The sequence below is a fragment of the Paramagnetospirillum sp. genome, assembly GCF_058402745.1.
This window is the reverse complement of record NZ_JBZVFI010000011.1, coordinates 229,765-254,654: the sequence shown is the minus strand read 5'-3', so window position 1 is coordinate 254,654 and position 24,890 is coordinate 229,765. Positions and strand designations below refer to the sequence as shown.

Annotated in this window: 27 protein-coding genes, 4 pseudogenes and 1 riboswitch; of the genes and pseudogenes, 18 read left to right on the top strand and 13 right to left on the bottom strand. The window is 70.1% G+C overall.

The genetic code is table 11. The features are described from left to right. Positions 1–1,544 precede the first annotated feature (1,544 nt). Complete coding sequence (locus ACV4UZ_RS09365) at positions 1,545–1,934, bottom strand: hypothetical protein (protein WP_491600612.1); 390 nt, start codon at positions 1,932–1,934, stop codon at positions 1,545–1,547. Between the two features lie 236 nt (positions 1,935–2,170). On the opposite strand from ACV4UZ_RS09365, the gene ACV4UZ_RS09360 reads away from it, so the two are divergent. From ACV4UZ_RS09360 to ACV4UZ_RS09350, 3 genes are all read left to right on the top strand, one after another. Continuing rightward, positions 2,171–2,407, top strand: a complete 237-nt coding sequence (locus ACV4UZ_RS09360; protein WP_491600611.1) for a stimulus-sensing domain-containing protein — start codon at positions 2,171–2,173, stop codon at positions 2,405–2,407. Positions 2,408–2,503: 96 nt separating this feature from the next. Next, entirely contained in the window at positions 2,504–2,707 is a 204-nt protein-coding gene (locus ACV4UZ_RS09355) for a HAMP domain-containing protein (RefSeq protein WP_491600610.1), read from the top strand. A 220-nt stretch (positions 2,708–2,927) separates the two neighbouring features. Continuing rightward, entirely contained in the window at positions 2,928–3,251 is a 324-nt protein-coding gene (locus tag ACV4UZ_RS09350; protein ID WP_491600609.1) for a hypothetical protein, read from the top strand. A gap of 283 nt (positions 3,252–3,534) precedes the next feature. Here the strand turns inward: ACV4UZ_RS09350 and ACV4UZ_RS09345 are convergent, their stop codons facing one another. Continuing rightward, positions 3,535–4,182, bottom strand: coding sequence for a lipid-binding SYLF domain-containing protein (locus ACV4UZ_RS09345; protein ID WP_491600608.1), 648 nt, complete (start codon positions 4,180–4,182; stop codon positions 3,535–3,537). A 131-nt stretch (positions 4,183–4,313) separates the two neighbouring features. On the opposite strand from ACV4UZ_RS09345, the pseudogene ACV4UZ_RS09340 reads away from it, so the two are divergent. The 10 genes and pseudogenes from ACV4UZ_RS09340 to ccmB form a co-directional block, all read left to right on the top strand. Next, positions 4,314–4,730 (top strand): annotated as a pseudogene (locus tag ACV4UZ_RS09340) ((2Fe-2S)-binding protein); the annotation flags it as partial. A 43-nt stretch (positions 4,731–4,773) separates the two neighbouring features. Continuing rightward, positions 4,774–5,277, top strand: a pseudogene (locus tag ACV4UZ_RS09335) (molybdopterin cofactor-binding domain-containing protein); the annotation flags it as partial. Positions 5,278–5,696: 419 nt separating this feature from the next. Continuing rightward, entirely contained in the window at positions 5,697–5,978 is a 282-nt protein-coding gene (locus ACV4UZ_RS09330) for a molybdopterin cofactor-binding domain-containing protein (protein ID WP_491600618.1), read from the top strand. A 72-nt stretch (positions 5,979–6,050) separates the two neighbouring features. After that, a complete protein-coding gene (locus tag ACV4UZ_RS09325) occupies positions 6,051–6,512 on the top strand; it encodes a hypothetical protein (RefSeq protein ID WP_491600619.1) in 462 nt (153 codons plus the stop codon). 228 nt (positions 6,513–6,740) lie between these two features. Beyond that, a pseudogene (ccsA, locus tag ACV4UZ_RS09320) lies at positions 6,741–7,010 on the top strand (cytochrome c biogenesis protein CcsA); the annotation flags it as partial. Then, positions 6,949–7,176: pseudogene (ccsA, locus tag ACV4UZ_RS09315) on the top strand (cytochrome c biogenesis protein CcsA); the annotation flags it as partial. The pseudogenes ccsA (ACV4UZ_RS09320) and ccsA (ACV4UZ_RS09315), both read left to right, overlap by 62 nt. A gap of 388 nt (positions 7,177–7,564) precedes the next feature. Then, a complete protein-coding gene (locus ACV4UZ_RS09310) occupies positions 7,565–8,332 on the top strand; it encodes a cytochrome c-type biogenesis CcmF C-terminal domain-containing protein (RefSeq protein WP_491600607.1) in 768 nt (255 codons plus the stop codon). A 12-nt stretch (positions 8,333–8,344) separates the two neighbouring features. Then, complete coding sequence (locus tag ACV4UZ_RS09305) at positions 8,345–9,142, top strand: cytochrome c-type biogenesis protein CcmH (protein ID WP_491600606.1); 798 nt, start codon at positions 8,345–8,347, stop codon at positions 9,140–9,142. 6 nt (positions 9,143–9,148) lie between these two features. Beyond that, entirely contained in the window at positions 9,149–9,790 is a 642-nt protein-coding gene (gene ccmI, locus ACV4UZ_RS09300) for a c-type cytochrome biogenesis protein CcmI (RefSeq protein ID WP_491600605.1), read from the top strand. A gap of 11 nt (positions 9,791–9,801) precedes the next feature. After that, complete coding sequence (gene ccmB / locus ACV4UZ_RS09295) at positions 9,802–10,467, top strand: heme exporter protein CcmB (protein ID WP_491600604.1); 666 nt, start codon at positions 9,802–9,804, stop codon at positions 10,465–10,467. Between the two features lie 119 nt (positions 10,468–10,586). On the opposite strand, the gene ccmI (ACV4UZ_RS09290) is transcribed toward ccmB, so the two are convergent. The 9 genes from ccmI (ACV4UZ_RS09290) to ACV4UZ_RS09250 all read right to left on the bottom strand — a co-directional run bounded on the left by ccmI (ACV4UZ_RS09290) (position 10,587) and on the right by ACV4UZ_RS09250 (position 18,755). After that, a complete protein-coding gene (gene ccmI, locus ACV4UZ_RS09290; protein WP_491600603.1) occupies positions 10,587–11,429 on the bottom strand; it encodes a c-type cytochrome biogenesis protein CcmI in 843 nt (280 codons plus the stop codon). Between the two features lie 6 nt (positions 11,430–11,435). After that, positions 11,436–11,927 carry a cytochrome c-type biogenesis protein gene (locus tag ACV4UZ_RS09285; RefSeq protein ID WP_491600602.1) on the bottom strand — a complete coding sequence of 164 codons (492 nt, stop codon included), beginning with the start codon at positions 11,925–11,927 and terminating at the stop codon, positions 11,436–11,438. Positions 11,928–12,004: 77 nt separating this feature from the next. Then, positions 12,005–12,544, bottom strand: a complete 540-nt coding sequence (locus ACV4UZ_RS09280) for a DsbE family thiol:disulfide interchange protein (protein ID WP_491600601.1) — start codon at positions 12,542–12,544, stop codon at positions 12,005–12,007. A gap of 12 nt (positions 12,545–12,556) precedes the next feature. Beyond that, positions 12,557–14,536, bottom strand: a complete 1,980-nt coding sequence (locus tag ACV4UZ_RS09275) for a heme lyase CcmF/NrfE family subunit (RefSeq protein WP_491600600.1) — start codon at positions 14,534–14,536, stop codon at positions 12,557–12,559. 117 nt (positions 14,537–14,653) lie between these two features. Further along, positions 14,654–15,097: a cytochrome c maturation protein CcmE gene (ccmE, locus tag ACV4UZ_RS09270; protein ID WP_491600599.1), complete on the bottom strand. Its 444-nt coding sequence runs from the start codon at positions 15,095–15,097 to the stop codon at positions 14,654–14,656. After that, positions 15,094–15,291 (bottom strand): heme exporter protein CcmD, encoded by a 198-nt coding sequence (gene ccmD / locus ACV4UZ_RS09265; protein ID WP_491600598.1) that lies wholly within the window; start codon positions 15,289–15,291, stop codon positions 15,094–15,096. The genes ccmE and ccmD overlap by 4 nt, the downstream gene beginning before the upstream one ends. A gap of 8 nt (positions 15,292–15,299) precedes the next feature. Continuing rightward, entirely contained in the window at positions 15,300–16,034 is a 735-nt protein-coding gene (locus ACV4UZ_RS09260) for a heme ABC transporter permease (protein WP_491600597.1), read from the bottom strand. Positions 16,035–16,179: 145 nt separating this feature from the next. After that, entirely contained in the window at positions 16,180–18,294 is a 2,115-nt protein-coding gene (locus tag ACV4UZ_RS09255; RefSeq protein WP_491600596.1) for a xanthine dehydrogenase family protein molybdopterin-binding subunit, read from the bottom strand. Then, positions 18,291–18,755, bottom strand: a complete 465-nt coding sequence (locus ACV4UZ_RS09250) for a (2Fe-2S)-binding protein (protein WP_491600595.1) — start codon at positions 18,753–18,755, stop codon at positions 18,291–18,293. Before ACV4UZ_RS09250 ends, ACV4UZ_RS09255 begins: the two co-directional genes overlap by 4 nt. A gap of 130 nt (positions 18,756–18,885) precedes the next feature. Between ACV4UZ_RS09250 and ACV4UZ_RS09245 the strand changes: the two genes are divergently transcribed. Then, complete coding sequence (locus ACV4UZ_RS09245) at positions 18,886–19,554, top strand: lipid-binding SYLF domain-containing protein (protein ID WP_491600594.1); 669 nt, start codon at positions 18,886–18,888, stop codon at positions 19,552–19,554. A 111-nt stretch (positions 19,555–19,665) separates the two neighbouring features. Here ACV4UZ_RS09245 and ACV4UZ_RS09240 read toward each other — a convergent pair whose 3' ends face one another. Together ACV4UZ_RS09240 and ACV4UZ_RS09235 are read right to left on the bottom strand one after the other, a co-directional pair. Then, a complete protein-coding gene (locus ACV4UZ_RS09240) occupies positions 19,666–21,276 on the bottom strand; it encodes a stimulus-sensing domain-containing protein (protein ID WP_491600593.1) in 1,611 nt (536 codons plus the stop codon). Then, on the bottom strand, positions 21,269–21,967 hold the full coding sequence (locus ACV4UZ_RS09235) for a response regulator transcription factor (RefSeq protein ID WP_491600592.1): 699 nt from the start codon (positions 21,965–21,967) through the stop codon (positions 21,269–21,271). The genes ACV4UZ_RS09240 and ACV4UZ_RS09235 overlap by 8 nt, the downstream gene beginning before the upstream one ends. 161 nt (positions 21,968–22,128) lie before the next feature. Then, positions 22,129–22,354, top strand: a riboswitch (cobalamin riboswitch). A 90-nt stretch (positions 22,355–22,444) separates the two neighbouring features. Here ACV4UZ_RS09235 and ACV4UZ_RS09230 point away from each other — a divergent pair. From ACV4UZ_RS09230 to ACV4UZ_RS09215, 4 genes are read left to right on the top strand one after another with little or no spacing between them, the layout of a single operon-like run. Further along, on the top strand, positions 22,445–23,095 hold the full coding sequence (locus ACV4UZ_RS09230) for an energy-coupling factor ABC transporter permease (protein WP_491600591.1): 651 nt from the start codon (positions 22,445–22,447) through the stop codon (positions 23,093–23,095). Continuing rightward, positions 23,092–23,364, top strand: a complete 273-nt coding sequence (locus tag ACV4UZ_RS09225) for an energy-coupling factor ABC transporter substrate-binding protein (protein ID WP_491600590.1) — start codon at positions 23,092–23,094, stop codon at positions 23,362–23,364. Before ACV4UZ_RS09230 ends, ACV4UZ_RS09225 begins: the two co-directional genes overlap by 4 nt. Then, entirely contained in the window at positions 23,361–24,095 is a 735-nt protein-coding gene (gene cbiQ, locus ACV4UZ_RS09220) for a cobalt ECF transporter T component CbiQ (RefSeq protein WP_491600589.1), read from the top strand. Before ACV4UZ_RS09225 ends, cbiQ begins: the two co-directional genes overlap by 4 nt. Then, positions 24,083–24,886 carry an energy-coupling factor ABC transporter ATP-binding protein gene (locus ACV4UZ_RS09215; RefSeq protein WP_491600588.1) on the top strand — a complete coding sequence of 268 codons (804 nt, stop codon included), beginning with the start codon at positions 24,083–24,085 and terminating at the stop codon, positions 24,884–24,886. The genes cbiQ and ACV4UZ_RS09215 overlap by 13 nt, the downstream gene beginning before the upstream one ends. Positions 24,887–24,890 lie beyond the last annotated feature (4 nt).

Sequence of the window (24,890 nt, the reverse complement as noted above, 5' to 3'; positions counted from 1 at the left end):
CGGCCCGGCCGCAGCGTAGCGCACCGACGTCACGCCCAGCCGGCCGCGCAGCACCACAGCAGCGGGGTGTCGGGCTGGGCGTCCACCTTGTGGCGTTCACCGTTGACGTGAGGGAATACATTTGTCGCGTCGCCTTCCGGTTTGGAAGGGTTACGGCTTACTCCCAACAATGCGGCGGGCAAGAGTTAACAAAATCAACGACGCCCGTGGTTGGAGTGTATGGGAGCATTTCTCAACGGAGGACGAGATGCCGAATGATCGCCATGGTCCTGGCCCTTCTGCTGGCGGGTATGCCCGGGCGAGACAGGTCACCGACCAGACCATGATGGTGGGCAAGGCCGCTACCGTGGTGAGCGCCTGCGCGCCGACCCCCAATTTTTCAGTTCGCAGACCACCAGCCGGCGGCCCGCGCGCGTGCCGCGCTGGTGGTTCCCGATCTGGTCAAGCGGGTTCATCCTGGGCGCCCAGTACGGCACGGCGCGCTGCCGGCCCGCCGACGGCGCGGGGCGCTGCAGTGGCCTGGCTTCCGTGGCCGCGGGCAGCATCGGGCCAGATCGGCCTGCAGGATGCCCAGTCGGTCCACGCCATCTAAAGAGGGCGGCCTGAAGGGGTGGTCGAGAACCAGTTCAAGGCCGGCGCCAGGTGGGCGTGGCGGTGGCGGTGGGCGGGCGCCGGGGCGGCGAACAACCACCACCAATGCGGGCGCCGACATCTACGCGTTTTCGCGCGCGCGTGGGCTTTACGGCGGCGCCACCCGGACCGCGCGGCATCCTGCGCGGTATTTCGTGGAATTCCGCCTATTACGGCGGCAACCCGACGCCGGACTACATCCGCTTCACCCGCAGCGTTGATTCCCGTCAGGCGACTGGTTAAGGGACATGCCCGTCGCGCTGACCCGGACTGTCATCCCGGAGCGCATGCGAGGGAATTTTCAGCCCCGAGGCGGCGGCCGCTTTCGCCTGCAAGATCCTTCGGCTTTGCCTCGGATGACAAGGGGGCCGGCCCCTCAGGCAAGCGCAGCAGGCCACTAGCGCGCGCCGCCCCCTCGCGGTTCTCGGCGCGGATGGTTCCTCCGTGGGCCTGCGACGATCTGGCGAGATGGACAGCCCAGGCCGGAATGTGCCGAACTTCTCGCGCTCGGCCGTTTGCAGTAGAAGCGTCGAACACGGATTCAGCTCGCCTTCGGGGATGCCCGCCCCTGGTCCTCGACGGTGAGCAGGATGCGCGCGCGTCCCGCCGGGCGGCTAGGGTGTCCGCTCGCCCTCGGGCCAACGAGGCGGCGTTGGCGATCAGGTTGCGCAGCACCTGAAGCCGGGATTCGACGCCCTGGACCAGCAGGGAATCGTCCTCGGGGCGCTCCACCTGGAAGCGGAGGCCCCGGTCCTCGCAGGTGCCGCCGGTAGATCTCGGCCATGGCGTCGAGCATGGCGGCCGGGGTCACCGGCCGGTTTTTTCGGCGCGGCGATCTCGGCATCGACCGGACGCGTCCGAGATGTCGCGGATCAGCCGGTCCAGGCGGCCCACGTCGTCCAGCACGATGGCCATCAGGCGGGCGTGTTTTTCCGGGTCCTCGATGCGCGCCGCCGCCGCCCGCCCGAGCCCAGGGACGTCAGGGGATTTTTGACCTCGTGGGCCACGTCGGCGGCGAAGGCCTTGATGGCGTCCACGCGCCGCCACAGGGCCTCGGTCATTTCCTTCAGGGCCAGCGACAGCTCGCCATTCGTCCTCGCGCCGCGACAGGTCGGGGATGGCGTGGACGCGGCCTGGCGTGGCGTACTGCTCGGCGGCGAGCGCCAGGCGGCGGGGGCCATGGTGCCGGCCATGAAGAGCGACACGCCGGTGGCCAGCGCCAGGGGACAGGCGAGGGCCTCCAGGATGGCGATGTGCACCTGGAACAGCGAGCCGGCGATGTTGGCGCCGTCGGCGGTGATCAAGAGCGCGCCGACGACCGCTTTAGCGCTGCACCGGCACCGCCACCGACAACAAGGGTGCCGTTCTTGCGCGAGCGCACCACCCAGGCGCTCCGCCCGGCCATGGCGGCCATGGCCTCCTCGAAATCGTCGGCCCGGGCGTTGGAATGGTCGCGGTAAGGGCAGGGACTTGTCCCTGGGCATCCAGCGCGCCCAGCGGTCCCATTGCCGCGCCCGCCGGTTCGCTCGAGTGCGCCGGCGTGGGCGGCGCCAAGGGCTCCATCTACATCGAGGAGCTGCCGCCGCCCACGCCGCCGCACTGGAGCGACCGGCTGGCGCGGCAATGGGACCGCTGGGCGCGCTGGATGCCCAGGGACGAGTCCCTGCCCCTTTACCGCGACCATTCCAACGCCCGGGCCGACGATTTCGAGGAGGCCATGGCCGCCATGGCCGGGCGGAGCGCCTGGCTGGTGCGCTCGCGCAAGAACGGCACCTGATGTGTCGGTGGCGGTGCCGGTGCAGCGCTACAAGCAGGTGGTCGGCGCGCTCTTGATCACCGCCGACGGCGCCAACATCGCCCGCTCGCTGTTCAGGTGCGCATCGCCATCCTGGAGGCCTTCGCCGTGTCCCTGGCGCTGACCATCGGCGTGTCGCTCTACATGGCCGGCACCATCGCCCGGCCCATCCGCCGCCTGGCGCTCGCCGCCGAGCGGGTGCGCCACGGCCAGGGCCGCGTCCACGCCATCCCCGACCTGTCGCGGCGCAAGGACGAGATCGGCGTGCGTGACTGGCCCTGAAGGAAATGACCGAGGCCCGTGGCGGCGCATGGACGCCATCGAGGCCTTCGCCGCCGACGTGGCCCACGAATCAAAGATCCCTGACGTCCTGCGCTCGGCGGTCGAGACGGCGGCGCGCATCGAGGACCCGGAAAGCGCGCCCGCCTGATGGCCATCGTGCTGGACGACGTGGGCCGCCTGGACCGGCTGATCAGCGACATCTCGGACGCGTCCAGGGTCGATGCCGACGAGCCGCGCCGAACCGCCGGGCGACCCTGGCCGCCATGCCGACACCATGGCCGAGATCTACCGCGGCACCTGCGAGGACCGGGGCCTGCGCTTCCAGGTGGAGCGCCCCGAGGATCACCCCCTGCTGGTCCAGGGCATCGAATCCCGCGGTCCAGGTGCTGCGCAACCTGATCGCCAACGCCGCCTCGTTCAGCCCCGAGGGCGGGCGGATCACCCTGGCCGCCCGGCGGGACGCGCCCGCATCCTGCTCACCGTCGAGGACCAGGGGCCGGGCATCCCCGAAGGCAAGCTGGAATCCGTGTTCGAGCGCTTCTGACTCCGAACGGCCCAGGGCGAGAAGTTCGGCACCCATTCCGCCTGGGCCTGTCCATCTCGCGCCAGATCGTCGAGGCCCAGCGGAGGGTCCATCCGCGCTGAGAACCGCGAGGGGGGCGGCGCGCGCTTCACGGTGAGCCTGCCTGCGCTTGCCGAGGGCCGGCCCACCTTGTCATCCCGAGGCGAAGCCGAAGGATCTTGCAGGCGAAAACGGCCGCCGCCTGCGTGAAGGATCCCTCGCATGCGCTCGGGATGACAGTCCGGGTCAGCGCGCAGGATGTCCCTTAACCGGTCGGCCTGACGGGAATCGACGCTGCGGCTGAACAGGATGTCCTCCGGCGTCGGGTTGCCGCCGTAATAGGCGGATTCCACGAATGCCGCGGCAGGATGCCGGCGCCGTCCAGGGTGGCGCCGCCGTAAAGGCCCACGGCGCGCGAGAAGGCGTAGATGTCGGCGCCCACATTGGTGGTGGCGTTGGCCGAGGCCCCGGCGCCCACCACCGCCACCGCCACGCCCGCCTCGGCGCCGGCCTTGAACTGGTTCTCGACCACCGCCTTCAGGCCGCCCTCGTTCATGATGACGTAGACCGTCTCGGCATCCTGCAGGCCGATCTGCAGCCCGATGCTGCCCGCCGCCACGGAATAGAAGGCCGGGCCGCTCCAGCGCCCCGCGCCGTCGCGGGCCAGCAGCACGCCGGTGCCGTACTGGGCGCCCAGGATGAACCCGCCCTTGACCAGATCGGGAACCACCAGCACGGCGCGCGCGCGGCCCAGCAGGCTGGTCATCTGCGAACTGAAATTGGGGTCGGCGCGCAGGCGCTCGACCACGGTGACGGCCCTGCCCACCATCATGGTCTGGTCGGTGACCTGCTCGGCCCGGGCGGTACCCGCCAGCAGAAGGGCCGCCAGGACCATGGCGATCAGTCTCGGCATCTCGTCCTCCGTTGAGAAATGCTCCCATACACTCCAACCACGGGCGTGGTTAGGATTTTGTTAACTCTTGCCCGGCCGCATTGTCGGGAGGTAAGCCTGTAACCCTTCCAAACCGGAAGGGCGACGGACGAATGTATTCCCTCATCGTCAACGGTGAACGCCACAAGGTGGACGCCCAGCCCGACACCCCGCTGCTGTGGGTGCTGCGCGACCAGCTGGGCATGACGTCGGTGCGCTACGGCTGCGGCCAGGGCCAATGCGGCGCCTGCGCCATCCTGGTGGACGGCGAGCCCGCCCGGGCCTGCGAGCTGCCGGTCTCCGAGATCAACGGCCGGCGTATCGTCACGCTGTCCGGCAGCAACGACGCCGTCGCGGCGCAGCTGCGCGCCGCCTGGATCGAGCTGGACGTGCCCCAGTGCGGCTATTGCCAGTCGGGGCAGCTGATCAGCGCCGGCGCCCTGCTGCGCCGCAATCCCAAGCCCAGCGATGCCGACATCGACGCCGCCATGAGCGGCAATCTCTGCCGCTGCGGCACCTACCAGCGCATCCGCGCCGGCATTCATCTGGCCGCCCGGCGGCTGCGGGGGGATCATGAACCGCCGGACCTTCCTGAAGGTCACCGCCGGCACCGGACTGGTCCTGGCGGTGGGCGAGGCCCACGCCGAGGCCGCGACGGGCGGCGGCGCCATCAACGCCTTCGTCGCCATCGCCCCCGACGGGCGGGTGACGGTGACGGTCAAGCATCTGGAGATGGGCCAGGGCGTCGCCACCGGCCTGCCGGTGCTGGTGGCCGAGGAGCTGGAGGTGGACCCCGCCCAGGTGGCGGTGGAATTCGCCCCCGCCGATGCCGGGCGCTACAACAACCTGTTCTGGGGGCCGAGCCAGGGCACCGGCGGCTCCACCGCCACCGCCAATTCGTGGCAGCAGCTGCGCCTGGCGGGTGCCGCGGCGCGCGAGATGCTGACCGAGGCGGCGGCGCGGATCTGGCGGGCCGACATTTCCACCCTTGCCGCCGTCAACGGCGGAGTGGTTCACGCCGCCAGCGGCCGGCGCCTGGGCTATGGCGAACTGGTGGCGGTGGCGGCCACGCTGCCGCCACCCGCCCAGCCTCGCCTGAAGGCACCGTCCGAGTTCCGCCTGATCGGCAAGGCCCGGGTGAAGCGTACGGATTCGCGGGTGAAAAGCGACGGCAGCGCCCAGTTCGGCACCGATATCCGCCTGCCCGGCCTGCTCACCGCCCTGGTGGCCCGCCCGGCCGTCTGGGGCGCCCGCATGGAATCCTACGACCGCAAGGCGGCCCTGGCGGTGCCGGGGGTCATGGCGGTGGTGCCCATCCCGTCCGGCATCGCCGTGGCCGCCAGCTCGTTCGGGCGGCGACAAGGGCCGCGAGGCCCTGAAGGCCCACTGGGCCGAGCCGGCCGAACGGGTTTCCACCGAATCCCTGCGCCGGACCTGGAGCGAATTGCTGGCCAGGCCGGGCAGCCGGGGCGAGCCGGGGCGACGCCGCCCTCGCCCTGGGCCAGGGGGCGCAACGCCTTGCCGCCACCTACGAGTTGCCCTATCTGGCCCATGCCCCCACCGAGCCGCTCAACTGCGTGGTGCGCCTGTCTCCGGGCAAGTGCGAGATCTGGGCCGGCTGCCAGTTCCAGACCCATGATCAGGCCATGGCCGCCAGGGTCGCCGGCCTCCGACCCGATCAGGTGGAGATTCACACCCTGCTGGCCGGCGGCAGCTGCGACGCGCCAACCCGGCGTCGGACTACATCGTCGAGGGCGTCGAGGTGGCCAAGGCGGTGAACGCCCCGGTGCGCCTGATGTGGACGCGGGAAGACGACATCGCCGGCGGCGGGTACTGCCCCATGGCGCTGCATGGTTCTCGAGGCGTCGCTGGACGAACGCGGCCTGCCCCTGGCCTGGCGCCACCGGGTGGTCTGCCAGTCATCCTGGCCGGCCGCCCCTTCGCCGGCATGGTCAGGGACGCATCGACCCGGTCGCGTGGAAGGCGCCGCCAACCTGCCTTACGCCGTTCCCCATCTGGCGGTGGAACTGCATTCGCCCAAGGCGCCGGTGCCGGTGCTGTGGTGGCGCTCGGTGGGCTCCAGCCACACCGCCTTCGCCACCGAATGCTTCCTGGACGAGCTGGCCCAGGCCGGAGGCAAGGACCCGCTGGAGCTGCGCCGCGCCCTGCTGGCCGACAAGCCCCGCCACCTGGCCGTGCTCGACCTCGCCGCCGAGAAGGCCGGCTGGGGCAATCCGCTGCCCGCCGGCCGGGGACGCGGCATCGCGGTGATGAAAGCTTCCACTCCTTCGTCGCCCAGGTGGTCGAGGTGACCGTGGGTCCCGAGGGCCGGATCAAGGTGGACCGCGTGGTCTGCGCCGTGGATTGCGGCATCAGTGTCACCCGCCCACGCTGCTACAAGGTGGCCGGCGTGTGGGGCAACCACGAGGGCTCGCTGCTCTTGTGGATCACCATCCTGGCCCTGTTCGGCTTCGCGGTGACCCTGTTCGGCCGCGACCTGCCGCCGGGCACTGAAATCCCGCGCCCTGGCGGTCCAGGCGATGATCGCCGTGGGCTTCCTGGCCTTCATCCTGCTGACCTCCAATCCCTTCGCCCGCCTCGAGCCGCCGCCCATCAACGGCCAGGGCCTCAACCCCATGCTGCAGGACCCGGGCCTGGCCTTCCATCCGCCCTTCCTCTACCTGGGCTACGTGGGCTTCTCCATGGCCTTCTCCTTCGCCATCGCCGCTTTGCTGGAGGGCCGTGTCGATGCCGCCTGGGCCCGCTGGGTGCGGGCCTGGACGCTGGCCGCCTGGCCGTCCTCACCGCTGGCATCGTGCTGGGCTCGTGGCTGGGCCTATCACACCCTGGGCTGGGGCGGCCGGTGGGGACTGGGACCCGGTGGAGAACGCCTCGTTCATGCCCTGGCTGGCCGGCACCGCCCTGCTCCATTCCGCCATCGTGGTGGAGAAGAGGGACGCTCTCAAAAGCTGGACCATCCTGCTGGCCATCGTCGCCTTCGGCCTGTCGCTGCTCGGCACCTTCCTGGTGCGTTCGGGCGTCTTGACCAGCGTGCACGCCTTCGCCACCGACCCGGCCAGGGGCGTGTTCATCCTGCTGCTGCTGTGCGCGGCGGTGGGCGGCTCGCTGGCCCTTTACGCGGCCCGGGCGCCCTCCATGAAGATGGGCGGCCTGTTCTCGCCCATCTCGCGCGAAGGCGCGCTGCTGCTCAACAACGTGCTGATGGCCACCGGTGCGGCCACCGTGCTGCTGGGCACCCTCTACCCGCTGATCGCCGACGCGCTGAACCTGGGCAAGGTGTCGGTGGGCCCGCCCTTCTTCAACGCGGTGTTCCTGCCCCTGATGGCCCCCATGGCGCGTGGTGATGGCCGCCGCCCCCATGATGTCGTGGAAGCGCGGCGATCTGGCGGGCGTGCTGGGCCGGCTCAAGTTCATCGGCGCCCTGGCGCTGGGCGCGGCCATGCTGGTGTGGTTCCTGCAGGGCGGCACCGCCGGCCCGTGGTGGACGGCGGCCGGTTTCGCGCTGGCCGTCTGGCTGGGCCTCGGCACCCTGTGGGACCTGGCCGAGCGCATCGGCCTGTTCAGCCGCCCGGCCCTGGCCCCGGCCCGCGCCGTCAGGCTGCCCAATTCCGCCTGGGGCATGGTTCTGGCCCATTTCGGGCTGGCGGTGTTCATCGTGGGGCTGACCGCCTCGTCGGCCTGGACCACCGAGCACATCCAGACCCAGAAGATCGGCGAGACCGTCACGGTGGGCGCGTTCGGCGTCACCCTGAAGGCGGTGGACGAGGTTCCCGGCCCCAACTACACCGCCACAAGGGCCACCTTCGAGATTTCCCGGGGCGGCAAGGTCGTCGACGTGATGACCCCGGAAAAGCGCATGTACAAGCAACCGCCGCGCCCCATCACCACGGCGGCGATCCGCTCCGGCTTCACCGGCGACCTCTACGTGGTGATCGGCGATCCCGATCCCGGCAAGGGCGGCTGGGTGACGCGGCTCTATTTCAATCCCTGCATTCCCTGGCTGTGGGCCGGCGCCCTGCTGCTGATCGTCGGCGGCCTGATCAGCCTGGCCGACCGCCGCCACCGGGTCGGCGCCCCGGCGCGGGCCGCCAACGCCGCCGCCAAGGCCTGAGGAGAGCCGAAAATGCGCCGTCTGCTCTACGTCCTGCCCGTGGTGGTGTTCACCGTGCTGGCCCTGTTCTTCCTCAAGGGCCTGACGCTCAACCCGCGCGACATCCCCTCGGTGCTGATCAACCGCCCGGTGCCGGAGATGAATCTTCCGCCGCTGCCCGGCCGGGGCGAATCCGGCCTGGCCACCGAGCATCTGAAGGGAAGGGTGTCCCTGGTCAACATCTACGGCTCGTGGTGCATCTCCTGCGTGCAGGAACACCCCGTCCTGATGGAGATCAAGAAGCGTGGCGACGTGCCGATCCACGCCGTGGACTGGCGCGACGATCCGGTGCTGGGCGCCGCCTGGCTGAAGAAGAACGGCGATCCCTACGAGCGGGTCCGCGGCGATCTGCCGCCCGGCCACGCCCCGTGGAGTCGGCGTCACCGGCCGTGCCCGAGATCGGCGTCCTCGCTAGGAAGGCAATCCGCTGTGGGCATGTGGGCCGCATCGCGCGGCAGATCTCGGACCGGACCTGCTGTCCTCATCCGGGAGATGGCTCGGCAACGCCCCGACGATCCCGAGCGTGGCCACATCGCCGACGAGCAGGTGAAGAAATTCGTGGTCGACCGTTACGGCGACTACGTGCTGCTGAAGCCGCCGTTCCGGGCCGGCACCCTGGCCCTGTGGCTGGGGCCGCTGCTGCTGTTCGCCGGCGCCCTGTGGGCGGTGCTGGCCTTCTACCGCCGCCGCCCGGCGGAACAGGCCGCGCCCCCGCCGCCGCCGCTGTCGGCCGAGGAACAGCGCAGACTCGACAAGTTGCTGAAGGAGTAGCGAGCGGTGATCTGGATCGTCTTCGCCGCCATGGTGGCCCTGACCCTGCTGGTGCTGCTGCGCCCGCTGCTGGCCGCTCCCGCCGTGGCCGCCGCCCGTTCCGAATACGATCTGATGGTCTACAAGGACCAGCTGGGGGAGATCGCCCGCGACGTGGAACGCGGCCTGCTGACCGCCGATCAGGCCGAGGCGGCGCGCACCGAGATTCAGCGCCGCATGCTGGCCGCCGTGGACGGGGAGAAGGGGGCCAGGGGCGCCAAGGCCGTCGCCGCCAAGGCCGGCAAGACGGCGCGCTCCAACGTCACCGCCCTGACCAGCTGCCCCTGCCGGCCCTGGCGCTCTACCGGCCGCTGCGTGCCCCGGACCTGTCCGCGACCGCCCCTAGTCGGCCGTGCCGCCCAGAGCGCCGCGATGCAGGAGGAGACCGCCACCGTCCAAGGCCATGGTCGCCGTCTGGCCTGGTCATTCTGTCCACCCATGCGGATATCCACATGCCGGGTGCCCAGGAGCTGCATCTGGATAAATTCGCCGTCGCGGAGGAATTCGACGAACCGGCGGCCTTGGCCGGCGGTTCGGAGGTGGCGCGTTGAGCGCGCGCGCCTTATGGCGCGGGAGCCAAGCGGGCGGAGGCCCGCGCCCGGCGACTGAGGGGCAGGAAAATGAATAGATTTTTCGAGGTGGTTCGCCGCGACCTGCGCCTCGCGCTGCGCCAGGGCTCGGACAGCGTCATGGTGGTGACCTTCTTCGTGCTGACCGTGGTGCTGTTCCCCTTCGGCATCGGGCCGGAAGCCAACGTGCTGGAGCGCGTTTCGGCCGGCGTGCTGATGGTCACCGCGCTGCTCGCCTCCATGCTGTCGCTCGACCGCCTGTTCCAGGCCGATTACGAGGATGGATCGCTGGAATTGCTGGTGCTGACCCCGGCGCCCTTGGGCGTGGTGGTGGCGGCCAAGATGCTGGCCCACTGGCTGACCACCGGCCTGCCGCTGATGGTGGCCGCCCCGGTGCTGGCCGTGCTGCTGCACATGCACGAGGACGGCTTCCTCACCCTGCTGGCCGCCATGGCGCTGGGTACCCCGGTGCTGTCGCTGATCGGCGGCATCGGCGCCGCCCTGGTGCTGGGGGCGAGACGGGGCGGCGTGCTGCTGTCGCTCTTGATCCTTCCGCTCTACGTGCCGGTGCTGATCTTCGGGGTGGGGGCCATCGATGCCGCCGTGCAGGGCATGTCGGCCAAGCCCCACCTGCTGATCCTCTCGGCCATGCTGGCCGCCGCACTGGTGCTGGCGCCCTGGGCCAGCGCGGCGGCGCTTCGGCAGGCGCTGGAATAGGAAAGGGATGTGGGCTGCCGCCCACGCCCGCCCGGGGCCGTGGGCTCCTATTCTTTCATGAAATCAAAGGGGGTCCGGGGCATCGCCCCGGATGGGTTCGGGCGATAGCCCGATAGGCCTCAGCCCCCCAGTCGCGCCATGTCCTTCTCTACCTGGGCGCGGGCCGGGGAATCGGCGGGCAGCACCAGCAGCAGGCGGTTCCAGCGGGCCTTGGCGCGGGGCGCCTCGCCCTTCATGGCCGCCGACAGGCCGGTGAAGTAGAGCGCGTCGGGCTGGTCGGGATTGATCGCCAGCACCTCTTCCATCAGGGTGATCGCCTCGGCCGGCAGGGTGTCGCCCTCGGCCTCCTCCAGCAGCATGATGGACAGCTCGATGCGCGACTGGGAATCGTCGGGCAGCAGGGTGATGGCGTTGCGGTAGGCGTCCTTGGCCTCGTCCGGCAGACCCAGCGCCCGGTACGAGCGGCCCAGCATGGCCCAGCCCTTGCCGTCCGAGGGGTCCTGCTTCAGGCGCTCGGCCAGACGGGCGACCATGGCCTGGATGGTGGCGGTCTTCTCCTGCATCTCGGCGATCTGGGCGGCACGGCCGGAATAGGGGCGGTCGGGCAATTCCGGGGCACCCAGCGGCAGGTAGAACACCAGGGCCAGCAGGGGCAGCAGCAGGGCGATGACGATGGGCGCGGTCTTGCCGGCCTTGGCGGCGACGGCCTTGGCGCCCCTGGCCCCCTTCTCCCCGTCCACGGCGGCCAGCATGCGGCGCTGAATCTCGGTGCGCGCCGCCTCGGCCTGATCGGCGGTCAGCAGGCCGCGTTCCACGTCGCGGGCGATCTCCCCCAGCTGGTCCTTGTAGACCATCAGATCGTATTCGGAACGGGCGGCGGCCACGGCGGGAGCGGCCAGCAGCGGGCGCAGCAGCACCAGCAGGGTCAGGGCCACCATGGCGGCGAAGACGATCCAGATCACCGCTCGCTACTCCTTCAGCAACTTGTCGAGTCTGCGCTGTTCCTCGGCCGACAGCGGCGGCGGCGGGGGCGCGGCCTGTTCCGCCGGGCGGCGGCGGTAGAAGGCCAGCACCGCCCACAGGGCGCCGGCGAACAGCAGCAGCGGCCCCAGCCACAGGGCCAGGGTGCCGGCCCGGAACGGCGGCTTCAGCAGCACGTAGTCGCCGTAACGGTCGACCACGAATTTCTTCACCTGCTCGTCGGAATCGCCCTTGGCGATGCGCTCGCGCACGATGACCCGCAGGTCCTTGGCCAGATCGGCGTCGGAATCGTCGATGGACTGGTTCTGGCAGACCAGGCAGCGCAGATCCTTGCCCAGCTCGCGGGCACGCATCTCCTGGGCCGGGTCCTTCATCATCTCGTCGGGATTGACGGCGAAGGCGGGGGAGGCGAGGAGAAGGAGGGCGACGAGAGCCGCGGCAACCCACGTGTCATCCCGAGCGAAGCCGAGGGATCTCATTCTGCCCAGACGGTGCAGGGTGGGAAACGGCGTGCCAGGCGGAGATCCCTCACTGCGTTCGGGATGACAGGTCGGGGTCATTGCTTCTCCAACTCCCGGATGATGGGCAGCAGCGTCCGGGTCCAGATCTCCATGGAGATGGGGCCCACATGCTTGTAGCGGATGATGCCGTTCCTATCGACGATGAAGCTCTCGGGCGCGCCGGTGACGCCGAAATCCACGGCGGTGCGGCCGGGCGGCGGATCGACGCCGACCCGCTCGTAGGGATCGCCGTTCTTCTTCAGCCAGGCGGCGCCCAGCACCGGATCGTCGCGCCAGTCCACGGCGTGGATCGGCACGTCGCCACGCTTCTTGATCTCCATCAGGACGGGGTGTTCCTGCACGCAGGAGATGCACCACGAGCCGTAGATGTTGACCAGGGACACCCTTCCCTTCAGATGCTCGGTGGCCAGGCCGGATTCGCCCCGGCCGGGCAGCGGCGGAAGATTCATCTCCGGCACCGGGCGGTTGATCAGCACCGAGGGGATGTCGCGCGGGTTGAGCGTCAGGCCCTTGAGGAAGAACAGGGCCAGCACGGTGAACACCACCACGGGCAGGACGTAGAGCAGACGGCGCATTTTCGGCTCTCCTCAGGCCTTGGCGGCGGCGTTGGCGGCCCGCGCCGGGGCGCCGACCCGGTGGCGGCGGTCGGCCAGGCTGATCAGGCCGCCGACGATCAGCAGCAGGGCGCCGGCCCACAGCCAGGGAATGCAGGGATTGAAATAGAGCCGCGTCACCCAGCCGCCCTTGCCGGGATCGGGATCGCCGATCACCACGTAGAGGTCGCCGGTGAAGCCGGAGCGGATCGCCGCCGTGGTGATGGGGCGCGGCGGTTGCTTGTACATGCGCTTTTCCGGGGTCATCACGTCGACGACCTTGCCGCCCCGGGAAATCTCGAAGGTGGCCCTTGTGGCGGTGTAGTTGGGGCCGGGAACCTCGTCCACCGCCTTCAGGGTGACGCCGAACGCGCCCACCGTGACGGTCTCGCCGATCTTCTGGGTCTGGATGTGCTCGGTGGTCCAGGCCGACGAGGCGGTCAGCCCCACGATGAACACCGCCAGCCCGAAATGGGCCAGAACCATGCCCCAGGCGGAATTGGGCAGCCTGACGGCGCGGGCCGGGGCCAGGGCCGGGCGGCTGAACAGGCCGATGCGCTCGGCCAGGTCCCACAGGGTGCCGAGGCCCAGCCAGACGGCCAGCGCGAAACCGGCCGCCGTCCACCACGGGCCGGCGGTGCCGCCCTGCAGGAACCACACCAGCATGGCCGCGCCCAGCGCCAGGGCGCCGATGAACTTGAGCCGGCCCAGCACGCCCGCCAGATCGCCGCGCTTCCACGACATCATGGGGGCGGCGGCCATCACCAGCACCATGGGGGCCATCAGGGGCAGGAACACCGCGTTGAAGAAGGGCGGGCCCACCGACACCTTGCCCAGGTTCAGCGCGTCGGCGATCAGCGGGTAGAGGGTGCCCAGCAGCACGGTGGCCGCACCGGTGGCCATCAGCACGTTGTTGAGCAGCAGCGCGCCTTCGCGCGAGATGGGCGAGAACAGGCCGCCCATCTTCATGGAGGGCGCCCGGGCCGCGTAAAGGGCCAGCGAGCCGCCCACCGCCGCGCACAGCAGCAGCAGGATGAACACGCCCCTGGCCGGGTCGGTGGCGAAGGCGTGCACGCTGGTCAAGACGCCCGAACGCACCAGGAAGGTGCCGAGCAGCGACAGGCCGAAGGCGACGATGGCCAGCAGGATGGTCCAGCTTTTGAGAGCGTCCCTCTTCTCCACCACGATGGCGGAATGGAGCAGGGCGGTGCCGGCCAGCCAGGGCATGAACGAGGCGTTCTCCACCGGGTCCCAGTACCACCAGCCGCCCCAGCCCAGGGTGTAATAGGCCCACCACGAGCCCAGCACGATGCCAGCGGTGAGGAACACCCAGGCGGCCAGCGTCCAGGGCCGCACCCAGCGGGCCCAGGCGGCATCGACACGGCCCTCCAGCAAAGCGGCGATGGCGAAGGAGAAGGCCATGGAGAAGCCCACATAGCCCAGGTAGAGGAAGGGCGGATGGAAGGCCAGGCCCGGGTCCTGCAGCATGGGGTTGAGGCCCTGGCCGTTGATGGGCGGCGGCTCGAGGCGGGCGAAGGGATTGGAGGTCAGCAGGATGAAGGCCAGGAAGCCCACGGCGATCATCGCCTGGACCGCCAGGGCGCGGGATTTCAGTCCCGGCGGCAGGTTGCGGCCGAACAGGGTCACCGCGAAGCCGAACAGGGCCAGGATGGTGATCCACAAGAGCAGCGAGCCCTCGTGGTTGCCCCACACGCCGGCCACCTTGTAGAGCATGGGCTTGTCGGTGTGGCTGTTCTGGGCGACGTTCATCAGCGAGAAATCGCTGGTGACGTAGGCGTTGGTCAGCGCCCCGAAGGCGATGGCGATGAACAGGAATTGCAGCGTGGCGGCCGGGCCGGCCACGTTCATCCAGGCGGCGTTGCCGCGCTTCGCCCCCACCAGGGGGACGATCGCCTGCACCACGGCGACGCACAAAGCCAGCACCAGGGCGAAATGGCCGATCTCGGCGATCATGAGGTCAATCCTTATCCTTGGCCTTTTCCGTCCACGGTATCATGCGGGCGGGACGCCCGCGCTCCGGGGTGAAGCCATCGGCATGGAGCGCGGGCGTCCCGCCCGCAGGTCCGTCCGTCACTTCTGCTGCTTACCGTCGTTCCACTGGCCGGACTTCTTCAGGGCGTCGGCCACTTCCTTGGGCATGTAGTTCTCGTCGTGCTTGGCCAGCACCTCGGTGGCCTTGAACTGGCCGCCCTTTTCCATGCGGCCCTCGACCACCACGCCCTGGCCCTCGCGGAACAGGTCGGGCAGCACGCCGGTATAGGTCACCGGAATGGCGTTGGTCACGTCGGTGACCTTGAAGCTCACCGTCTTGCCGTCCTTGACCAGGGAATCGTTCTCCACCAGTCCGCCGATGCGCATGCGCCGTCCCTCGGGGATGCGCTGCTCGACGATGTCGGTGGGCGAATAGAAGTAGACCAGGCTGTCGGAGATGGCGGTCAGCACCAGCGCCACGGCGCCGCCCAGCGCCGCCATGCCGAGAAGGACGAAATACAGCCTGCGTTGCTTGCGGGTCACTCTTCGGTCTCCGAATCCTTGGCCTTACGGGCGCGGCGGACCTGCTGCAGCGCCTCCAGTTCGGCCTCGGCCTTGCGGGCCGCGGAGATCGAGAGGATCAGCACCAGGGCCAGCACGGCGGCGCCGGCTCCGTAGGCGGGCCACACATAGCCGCCATAGCCGCCCATATGCAGCAAGGCCTGGAAGGATTCCATGACGTTGGTCACTCCCCTTGGGACGCGGCGTGAATCTGCGCCATGCGGATGACGCGGATTTTCTGCGACGCGATCTCGGCACGGCCCCTGAGGATCAGGATGGAGATCCAATAGGCCTTGAACCCCACCGCCATCAGCAGCAGCGGAATCAGCATGGAGGAATCGATGGCCGGGCCGCCCATCTTCACCACCGAGGCCGGCTGGTGCAGGGTGTTCCACCAGTCCACCGACCACTTGATCACGGGGACGTTGACGGCGCCCACCAGGGCCAGGATGGCGGCGGCCTTGTGGCCACGCTCGGGATCGTCGAAGGCGTTGACCAGAGCCATGTAGCCGAAATAGAGGAACAGCAGGATCAGCATGCTGGTCAGCCGCGCGTCCCAGGCCCACCAGGTGCCCCACATGGGCTTGCCCCACAAGGAGCCGGTCAGCAGGCACAGGAAGGTGAAGGCCGCCCCCACCGGGGCGGTGGCCTTGGCCAGCAGATCGGCCAGCGGATGCTTCCAGATCAGCGCCATGGCCGAGAACACCGCCATGGCGGTGTAGCAGAACATGCCCATCCAGGCCGACGGCACGTGGACGTACATGATGCGGACGCTCTCACCCTGCTGGTAATCGGCCGGCGAGCCGAGCAGGGCGAAGTAGAGTCCGGACCCCAGGCAGAGGATGGCGATGGCGTTCGACCAGGGCAGAATCACCTTGGCGAGGCGGAGGAAGCGGGCGGGATTGGCGAAGCGATGCATGGCGCCCTTTCTTAGCGCCGTTCCATTCGCATTTCCAGCGGAGTCGAACGGGCGGACGGTGAAGAAAAGTTCATGTCGTCGGGGTGGTGCGGGCGGGACGCCCGCGCTCCAGGGGAGAGGCGGAGCGCGGGCGTCCCGCCCGCATCTACACCCGGTCGCCCATGGGCAGCTTGCGGATGCGTTTGCCCGTCGCGGCGAAGACGGCGTTGGCCAAGGCGGGGGCCAGGGGCGGCACGCCGGGCTCGCCCACTCCGGTGGGAGGGGCGGAAGACGGCACGATGTGGACCTCGACCACCGGCATCTCGTCGATTCTCAGGCAGCGGTAGTCGTGGAAGTTGGATTGCTCCGCCCGTCCGTCCTTCAGGGTGATCTCGCCGAACAGGGCGGCGGACAGGGCGAAGGCGATGCCGCCCTCCATCTGGGCCCTGACCACGTCGGGGGTGACACTGATGCCGCAATCCACGGCGCAGACCACGCGGTCCACCTTGATCCGGCCCTCGGGACCCACGGTCACCTCGACCACCTGGGCGACGAAGGAGTGGAAGCTTTCATGCACCGCGATGCCGCGTCCCCGGCCGGCGGGCAGCGGATTGCCCCAGCCGGCCTTCTCGGCGGCGAGGTCGAGCACGGCCAGGTGGCGGGGCTTGTCGGCCAGCAGGGCGCGGCGCAGCTCCAGCGGGTCCTTGCCTCCGGCCTGGGCCAGCTCGTCCAGGAAGCATTCGGTGGCGAAGGCGGTGTGGCTGGAGCCCACCGAGCGCCACCACAGCACCGGCACCGGCGCCTTGGGCGAATGCAGTTCCACCGCCAGATGGGGAACGGCGTAAGGCAGGTTGGCGGCGCCTTCCACCGAGACCGGGTCGATGCCGTCCCTGACCATGCCGGCGAAGGGGCCGCCGGCCAGGATGGACTGGCAGACCACCCGGTGGCGCCAGGCCAGGGGCAGGCCGCGTTCGTCCAGCGACGCCTCGAAACCATGCAGCGCCATGGGGCGGTACCAGCCGCCGGCGATGTCGTCTTCCCGCGTCCACATCAGGCGCACCGGGGCGTTCACCGCCTTGGCCACCTCGACGCCCTCGACGATGTAGTCCGACGCCGGGTTGGCGCGTCGCCCGAAGCTGCCGCCGGCCAGCAGGGTGTGAATCTCCACCTGATCGGGTCGGAGGCCGGCGACCCTGGCGGCCATGGCCTGATCATGGGTCTGGAACTGGCAGCCGGCCCAGATCTCGCACTTGCCCGGAGACAGGCGCACCACGCAGTTGAGCGGCTCCATGGGGGCATGGGCCAGATAGGGCAACTCGTAGGTGGCGGCAAGGCGTTGCGCCCCCTGGCCCAGGGCGAGGGCGGCGTCGCCCCGGCTCGCCGCCGGGCTGCCCGGCCTGGCCAGCAATTCGCTCCAGGTCCGGCGCAGGGATTCGGTGGAAACCCGTTCGGCCGGCTCGGCCCAGCGGGCCTTCAGGGCCTCGCGGCCCTTGTGCGCCGCCCAGAACGAGCTGGCGGCCACGGCGATGCCGGACGGGATGGGCACCACCGCCATGACCCCCGGCACCGCCAGGGCCGCCTTGCGGTCGTAGGATTCCATGCGGGCGCCCCAGACGGCCGGGCGGGCCACCAGGGCGGTGAGCAGGCCGGGCAGGCGGATATCGGTGCCGAACTGGGCGCTGCCGTCGCTTTTCACCCGCGAATCCGTACGCTTCACCCCGGCCTTGCCGATCAGGCGGAACTCGGACGGTGCCTTCAGGCGAGGCTGGGCGGGTGGCGGCAGCGTGGCCGCCACCGCCACCAGTTCGCCATAGCCCAGGCGCCGGCCGCTGGCGGCGTGAACCACTCCGCCGTTGACGGCGGCAAGGGTGGAAATGTCGGCCCGCCAGATCCGCGCCGCCGCCTCGGTCAGCATCTCGCGCGCCGCGGCACCCGCCAGGCGCAGCTGCTGCCACGAATTGGCGGTGGCGGTGGAGCCGCCGGTGCCCTGGCTCGGCCCCCAGAACAGGTTGTTGTAGCGCCCGGCATCGGCGGGGGCGAATTCCACCGCCACCTGGGCGGGGTCCACCTCCAGCTCCTCGGCCACCAGCACCGGCAGGCCGGTGGCGACGCCCTGGCCCATCTCCAGATGCTTGACCGTCACCGTCACCCGCCCGTCGGGGGCGATGGCGACGAAGGCGTTGATGGCGCCGCCGCCCGTCGCGGCCTCGGCGTGGGCCTCGCCCACCGCCAGGACCAGTCCGGTGCCGGCGGTGACCTTCAGGAAGGTCCGGCGGTTCATGATCCCCCCCGCAGCCGCCGGGCGGCCAGATGAATGCCGGCGCGGATGCGCTGGTAGGTGCCGCAGCGGCAGAGATTGCCGCTCATGGCGGCGTCGATGTCGGCATCGCTGGGCTTGGGATTGCGGCGCAGCAGGGCGCCGGCGCTGATCAGCTGCCCCGACTGGCAATAGCCGCACTGGGGCACGTCCAGCTCGATCCAGGCGGCGCGCAGCTGCGCCGCGACGGCGTCGTTGCTGCCGGACAGCGTGACGATACGCCGGCCGTTGATCTCGGAGACCGGCAGCTGGCAGGCCCGGGCGGGCTCGCCGTCCACCAGGATGGCGCAGGCGCCGCATTGGCCCTGGCCGCAGCCGTAGCGCACCGACGTCATGCCCAGCTGGTCGCGCAGCACCCACAGCAGCGGGGTGTCGGGCTGGGCGTCCACCTTGTGGCGTTCACCGTTGACGATGAGGGAATACATTCGTCCGTCGCCCTTCCGGTTTGGAAGGGTTACAGGCTTACTCCCAACAATGCGGCCGGGCAAGAGTTAACAAAATCCTAACCACGCCCGTGGTTGGAGTGTATGGGAGCATTTCTCAACGGAGGACGAGATGCCGAGACTGATCGCCATGGTCCTGGCGGCCCTTCTGCTGGCGGGTACCGCCCGGGCCGAGCAGGTCACCGACCAGACCATGATGGTGGGCAGGGCCGTCACCGTGGTCGAGCGCCTGCGCGCCGACCCCAATTTCAGTTCGCAGATGACCAGCCTGCTGGGCCGCGCGCGCGCCGTGCTGGTGGTTCCCGATCTGGTCAAGGGCGGGTTCATCCTGGGCGCCCAGTACGGCACCGGCGTGCTGCTGGCCCGCGACGGCGCGGGGCGCTGGAGCGGCCCGGCCTTCTATTCCGTGGCGGCGGGCAGCATCGGGCTGCAGATCGGCCTGCAGGATGCCGAGACGGTCTACGTCATCATGAACGAGGGCGGCCTGAAGGCGGTGGTCGAGAACCAGTTCAAGGCCGGCGCCGAGGCGGGCGTGGCGGTGGCGGTGGTGGGCGCCGGGGCCTCGGCCAACACCACCACCAATGTGGGCGCCGACATCTACGCCTTCTCGCGCGCCGTGGGCCTTTACGGCGGCGCCACCCTGGACGGCGCCGGCATCCTGCCGCGGCATTCGTGGAATTCCGCCTATTACGGCGGCAACCCGACGCCGGAGGACATCCTGTTCAGCCGCAGCGTCGATTCCCGTCAGGCCGACCGGTTAAGGGACATCCTGTCGCGCTGACCCGGACTGTCATCCCGAGCGCATGCGAGGGATCTTTCAGCCCGAGGCGGCGGCCGTTTTCGCCTGCAAGATCCTTCGGCTTCGCCTCGGGATGACAAGGTGGGCCGGCCCTCAGGCAAGCGCAGGCAGGCTCACCGTGAAGCGCGCGCCGCCCCCCTCGCGGTTCTCGGCGCGGATGGTTCCTCCGTGGGCCTCGACGATCTGGCGCGAGATGGACAGGCCCAGGCCGGAATGGGTGCCGAACTTCTCGCCCTCGGGCCGTTCGGAGTAGAAGCGCTCGAACACGGATTCCAGCTTGCCTTCGGGGATGCCCGGCCCCTGGTCCTCGACGGTGAGCAGGATGCGGGCGCCGTCCCGCCGGGCGGCCAGGGTGATCCGCCCGCCCTCGGGGCTGAACGAGGCGGCGTTGGCGATCAGGTTGCGCAGCACCTGGACCAGCCGGGATTCGATGCCCTGGACCAGCAGGGGATCGTCCTCGGGGCGCTCCACCTGGAAGCGCAGGCCCCGGTCCTCGCAGGTGCCGCGGTAGATCTCGGCCATGGTGTCGAGCATGGCGGCCAGGGTCACCGGGCCGGTTTCGGCGCGGCTCATCTCGGCATCGACCCTGGACGCGTCCGAGATGTCGCTGATCAGCCGGTCCAGGCGGCCCACGTCGTCCAGCACGATGGCCATCAGGCGGGCGCGCTTTTCCGGGTCCTCGATGCGCGCCGCCGTCTCGACCGCCGAGCGCAGGGACGTCAGGGGATTCTTGATCTCGTGGGCCACGTCGGCGGCGAAGGCCTCGATGGCGTCCATGCGCCGCCACAGGGCCTCGGTCATTTCCTTCAGGGCCAGTGACAGCTCGCCGATCTCGTCCTTGCGCCGCGACAGGTCGGGGATGGCGTGGACGCGGCCCTGGCCGTGGCGCACCCGCTCGGCGGCGAGCGCCAGGCGGCGGATGGGCCGGGCGATGGTGCCGGCCATGTAGAGCGACACGCCGATGGTCAGCGCCAGGGACACGGCGAAGGCCTCCAGGATGGCGATGCGCACCTGGAACAGCGAGCGGGCGATGTTGGCGCCGTCGGCGGTGATCAAGAGCGCGCCGACCACCTGCTTGTAGCGCTGCACCGGCACCGCCACCGACAGCATCAGGGTGCCGTTCTTGCGCGAGCGCACCACCCAGGCGCTCCGCCCGGCCATGGCGGCCATGGCCTCCTCGAAATCGTCGGCCCGGGCGTTGGAATGGTCGCGGTAAAGGGGCAGGGACTCGTCCCTGGGCATCCAGCGCGCCCAGCGGTCCCATTGCCGCGCCAGCCGGTCGCTCCAGTGCGGCGGCGTGGGCGGCGGCAGCTCCTCGATGTAGATGGAGCCCTTGGCGCCGCCCACCACGCGGGAATCGGCGGCGAGATCACCCACCGAGTCGAACAGGCGGGCGCGGAACTTGGCCGGCTCGGACAGACGGCGGACCATCTGCTGCGCCATGTCGGGGTTGATCTCGAAGAAGCCCATCTCCTCCTCGAAGACGGCGCCCTCGCCGATGGCGCCCGCCACCATCTCGGCCTGGGTGCCCAGCCCGTCCAGCTCGGCGCGGATCAGTCCCTGCTTGTAGCGGTCGAGATAGAACACGCCCACCACCAGCACGACGGGGGCCAGCAGGTTGACCAGCAGGATGCGCCGGGTCAGCGGCGAGGCCAGCAGCCGCCAGCGGGGCAGCCGCCGCCGGGAAGGCTTGGCTTCACTCATCCCGATAACGGTAGCCGACGCCGTACAGGGTCTCGATCTGGCCGAACTCGTCGTCCACCTCGCGGAACTTCTTGCGCAGCCGCTTGATGTGGCTGTCGATGGTGCGGTCGTCCACGTAGATGGATTCGCCATAGGCCGCGTCGATCAGCTGGTCGCGGTTCTTGACGTGGCCGGGGCGGGTGGCCAGCGACTTCAGCAGCAGGAACTCGGTCACGGTGAGGTCGACGGCGCGCCCCTTCCAGGTGCAGACGTGGCGGCCGGGGTCGAGCACCAGCTCGCCGCGCACCAGGGTCTCGCCGCCCGGCTCGGCCGCGCCGGCGGCGTTGGCCTCCAGGCGGCGGATCAGGGCGCGGATGCGCTCGATCAGCAGCTTCTGCGAGAACGGCTTCTTGATGTAGTCGTCGGCGCCCATGCGCAGGCCCAGCAGCTCGTCGATCTCGTCGTCCTTGGAGGTGAGGAAGATCACCGGAATGGCCGATTGCTTGCGCAGGCGCTGCAACAGCTCCATGCCGTCCATGCGCGGCATCTTGATGTCGAGCACCGCAAGGTCGGCGGGCTGGTTGGTCAGGCCGCGCAGGGCCTCGGCCCCGTCGGTATAGGTGCGCACCTTGAAGCCCTCGGCCTCCAGCGCCATCGAGACCGAGGTCAGGATGTTGCGGTCGTCGTCGACCAGGGCGATGGTATGGGACACGGCTGAACCCCTTTGCAATTGACCTGTCATCCCGAGCGGACGCGAGGGATCTCCGTTTGCTCGGACGGGCCGGAGCAGGAGGAGATCCCTCGTCGCCATGCTCCTCGGGATGACATCTGAAGACAAGCCCCGGGAATGGTTTGCATCCCGATCATGGCGAAATTATAGTGCCCCGCGATGGTTCCCCGCGATCCGAGAGGGCGCGGGGTGAAAATGGGAACGTGGTGCGGCCCTCGAAAAGAGGGTCAATTCCGCGACTGCCCCCGCAACTGTAGGCGGAGAGGTTCCGGCCCCAGAGACGCCACTGGCCCAAATGAAGGGCTGGGAAGGCTATGCCGGACCCAACGACCCGCGAGTCAGGAGACCTGCCATCATCGAGAGTCGCTAGCGAGCCCGTTCGGCCGGGGTGTGCCGTCGGGTCAGTTTTCCGTTTCGCAGCGACAGGGATTGTCTCTCGACGAACGGAGTCTGTTCATCATGCATATCATGGAAGGGTTCCTTCCCGCCGGGCACGCCGTGGCCTGGAGCCTCGTCTCCGCCCCCTTCGTGGTGGCGGGCGCGCGCTCCTTGAAGCGCATCCTGGCCGACCGGCCCGAGGCGCGGCTCGACATCGCGGCGGCGGCCGGCTTCACCTTCGTGCTGTCGGCGCTGAAGCTGCCCAGCGTCACCGGCTCGTGCTCCCATCCCACCGGCACGGCGCTGGGCGCCATGCAGTTCGGCCCCGGAATCATGGCGGTGATCGGTACCATCGTCCTGCTGTTCCAGGGCCTGCTGCTGGCCCATGGCGGCCTCACCACCCTGGGGGCCAACGTCTTTTCCATGGCCATCGCCGGGCCGTGGGTGGCCTATGGCGTGTGGAGGCTGGCCGGGCGCCTGGGCGTGCCCTTCGCGGTGGCGGTGTTCCTGGCCGCGTTCCTGGGCGACCTCGCCACCTATCTGGTGACGTCGCTGCAGCTGGCGCTGGCCTTCCCCGACGCCGAGACCGGCTTCGCCGGCGCCTACGCCAAGTTCTCCGGCATCTTCGCCGTCACCCAATTGCCCCTGGCGGTGGCCGAGGGACTGGTCACCGTGGTGGTGATGAACGCCCTGAAGGCCCGCCAGCTTCGCATCGAGGGAGTCCGGGCATGAGCGCGCGCACCAACTCCCTGCTGCTGGGCGCCGCCGCCCTGATCATCGCCGCTCCGCTGGTGATGATGCCCGACGCCAGGTTCGGCGGCACCGACGACGCCGCCAGCGAGGTGGTGGCGTCCAGCAATCCCGGGTACGAGAAGTGGACCGAACCCTTCTGGCAGCCCTCCAAGGAAATGGAGGGAGTGCTGTTCGCGCTGCAGGCCGCCTTCGGGGCCGGGCTGCTGGGCTACGTCATCGGACGGCGGCACGGCCGGCGGAAGACGTGACGCTTTCCATCGACCGTCTGTCCCAGACGGGACCATGGCGAAAGCGGGCGGCGGCCGAGAAGGCGGCGCTCGCCCTCGGCCTGCTGCTGCTGGCCCTGGCGCTGCCTCCCTTTCCGGGGGCGGCGCTGGTGCTGGCCGTCGCCTGGGGCCTGGCTCTGGGGGCGGCGAAGGTGCCGCCGGGCGACTGGCTGCGGCTCAACGCGATTCCGCTCGGCTTCGTGCTGACCGGGGCGGCCGCCCTGGCGGTGGACGTTGATTCCCAGGGGCTGCGTCTGGCCGCCGACCAGGGAGTGCGGGCCGCCCAGGTGGTGCTGCGGGCGTCGGCCTCGGTCGCCGCCCTGCTGCTGCTGGCCGCCACCACGCCGGCCCCCGATCTGGTGCGGGGACTCCGCCGGCTGGGCCTGTCCGCCGAGATCGCCGAGATCATGCTGCTGACCTGGACGTTCATCTTCCTGCTGCTCGATCAGGCCGCCGCCATCCGCACGGCGCAGCAGGCCCGGCTCGGCTGGTTCGGGCCAAGGCGGCAGATGCGCTCGCTGGGCCTGTTGATCGCCCAGCTGCTGCCGCGCGCCCTGGACCGGGCGCGGCGGCTGGAGGTGGGGCTGGCGGCGCGGGGCTTCGACGGCTCGCTGCCCATGCTGTCGGCGGCGCGGCCGGCCTCCGGCCCGGTGCTGGCGTCGATCCTGGGCGGCCACGCCCTGCTGGCGGGGGTGAGCCTGTGGCTGGCCTGATCCTCGAGGCCAAGGGGCTTTCCTATGCCTATCCCGGCGGCGTCGCGGCGCTCGCCGGTCTTGATCTCGCGGTGGAGCGGGGGCGGCGGCTGGCCGTGCTCGGCCCCAACGGGGCGGGCAAGACCACCTTGCTGCTGCATCTCAACGGCACCCTGAAGCCCGCGTCCGGCGCGGTGTTCCTCGACGGCGAAGTCATGGGCCATTCGCGGGCTGCGCTGACCGGCTGGCGCAAGAGGGTCGGTCTGGTGCTGCAGGAACCCGACGACCAGCTGTTCGCCGCCACCGTGGCCGAGGACGTGTCGTTCGGGCCGCTCAATCTCGGCCTGTCGGAGGCGGAGACCCGGCGGCGGGTGGAGGCGGCGCTGGACGCGCTGGGCATCCTTGACCTGGCCGGGCGCGCCACCCACATGCTGTCCTTCGGGCAGAAGAAGCGCGTCGCCATCGCCGGCGCCCTGGCCATGGAGCCCGAGGTGCTGCTGCTGGACGAACCCCTGGCCGGTCTCGACCATCCGGGGGCCAAGCGCCTGCTGGCGGCGCTGGACCGTCTGGCCCGGGCGGGCACCACCCTGGTCTTCACCACCCACGAGGTGGATCTGGCCTACGAGTTCGCCGACCGGGTGGCGCTGTTCCAGGGCGGAAGGGTGATCGCCCAGGGCGAGGCCGCCCACGTGCTGGCCGACCGCGAATCCCTGGCGGCCTGCGGGCTGGAACCGCCGCTGCTGCTGGAATTGGGGGTGCGCACCCGCGACGAGGCTGTGGCCTTGCTGGCGACACGGCGGAAGGTGTATTAGCAAG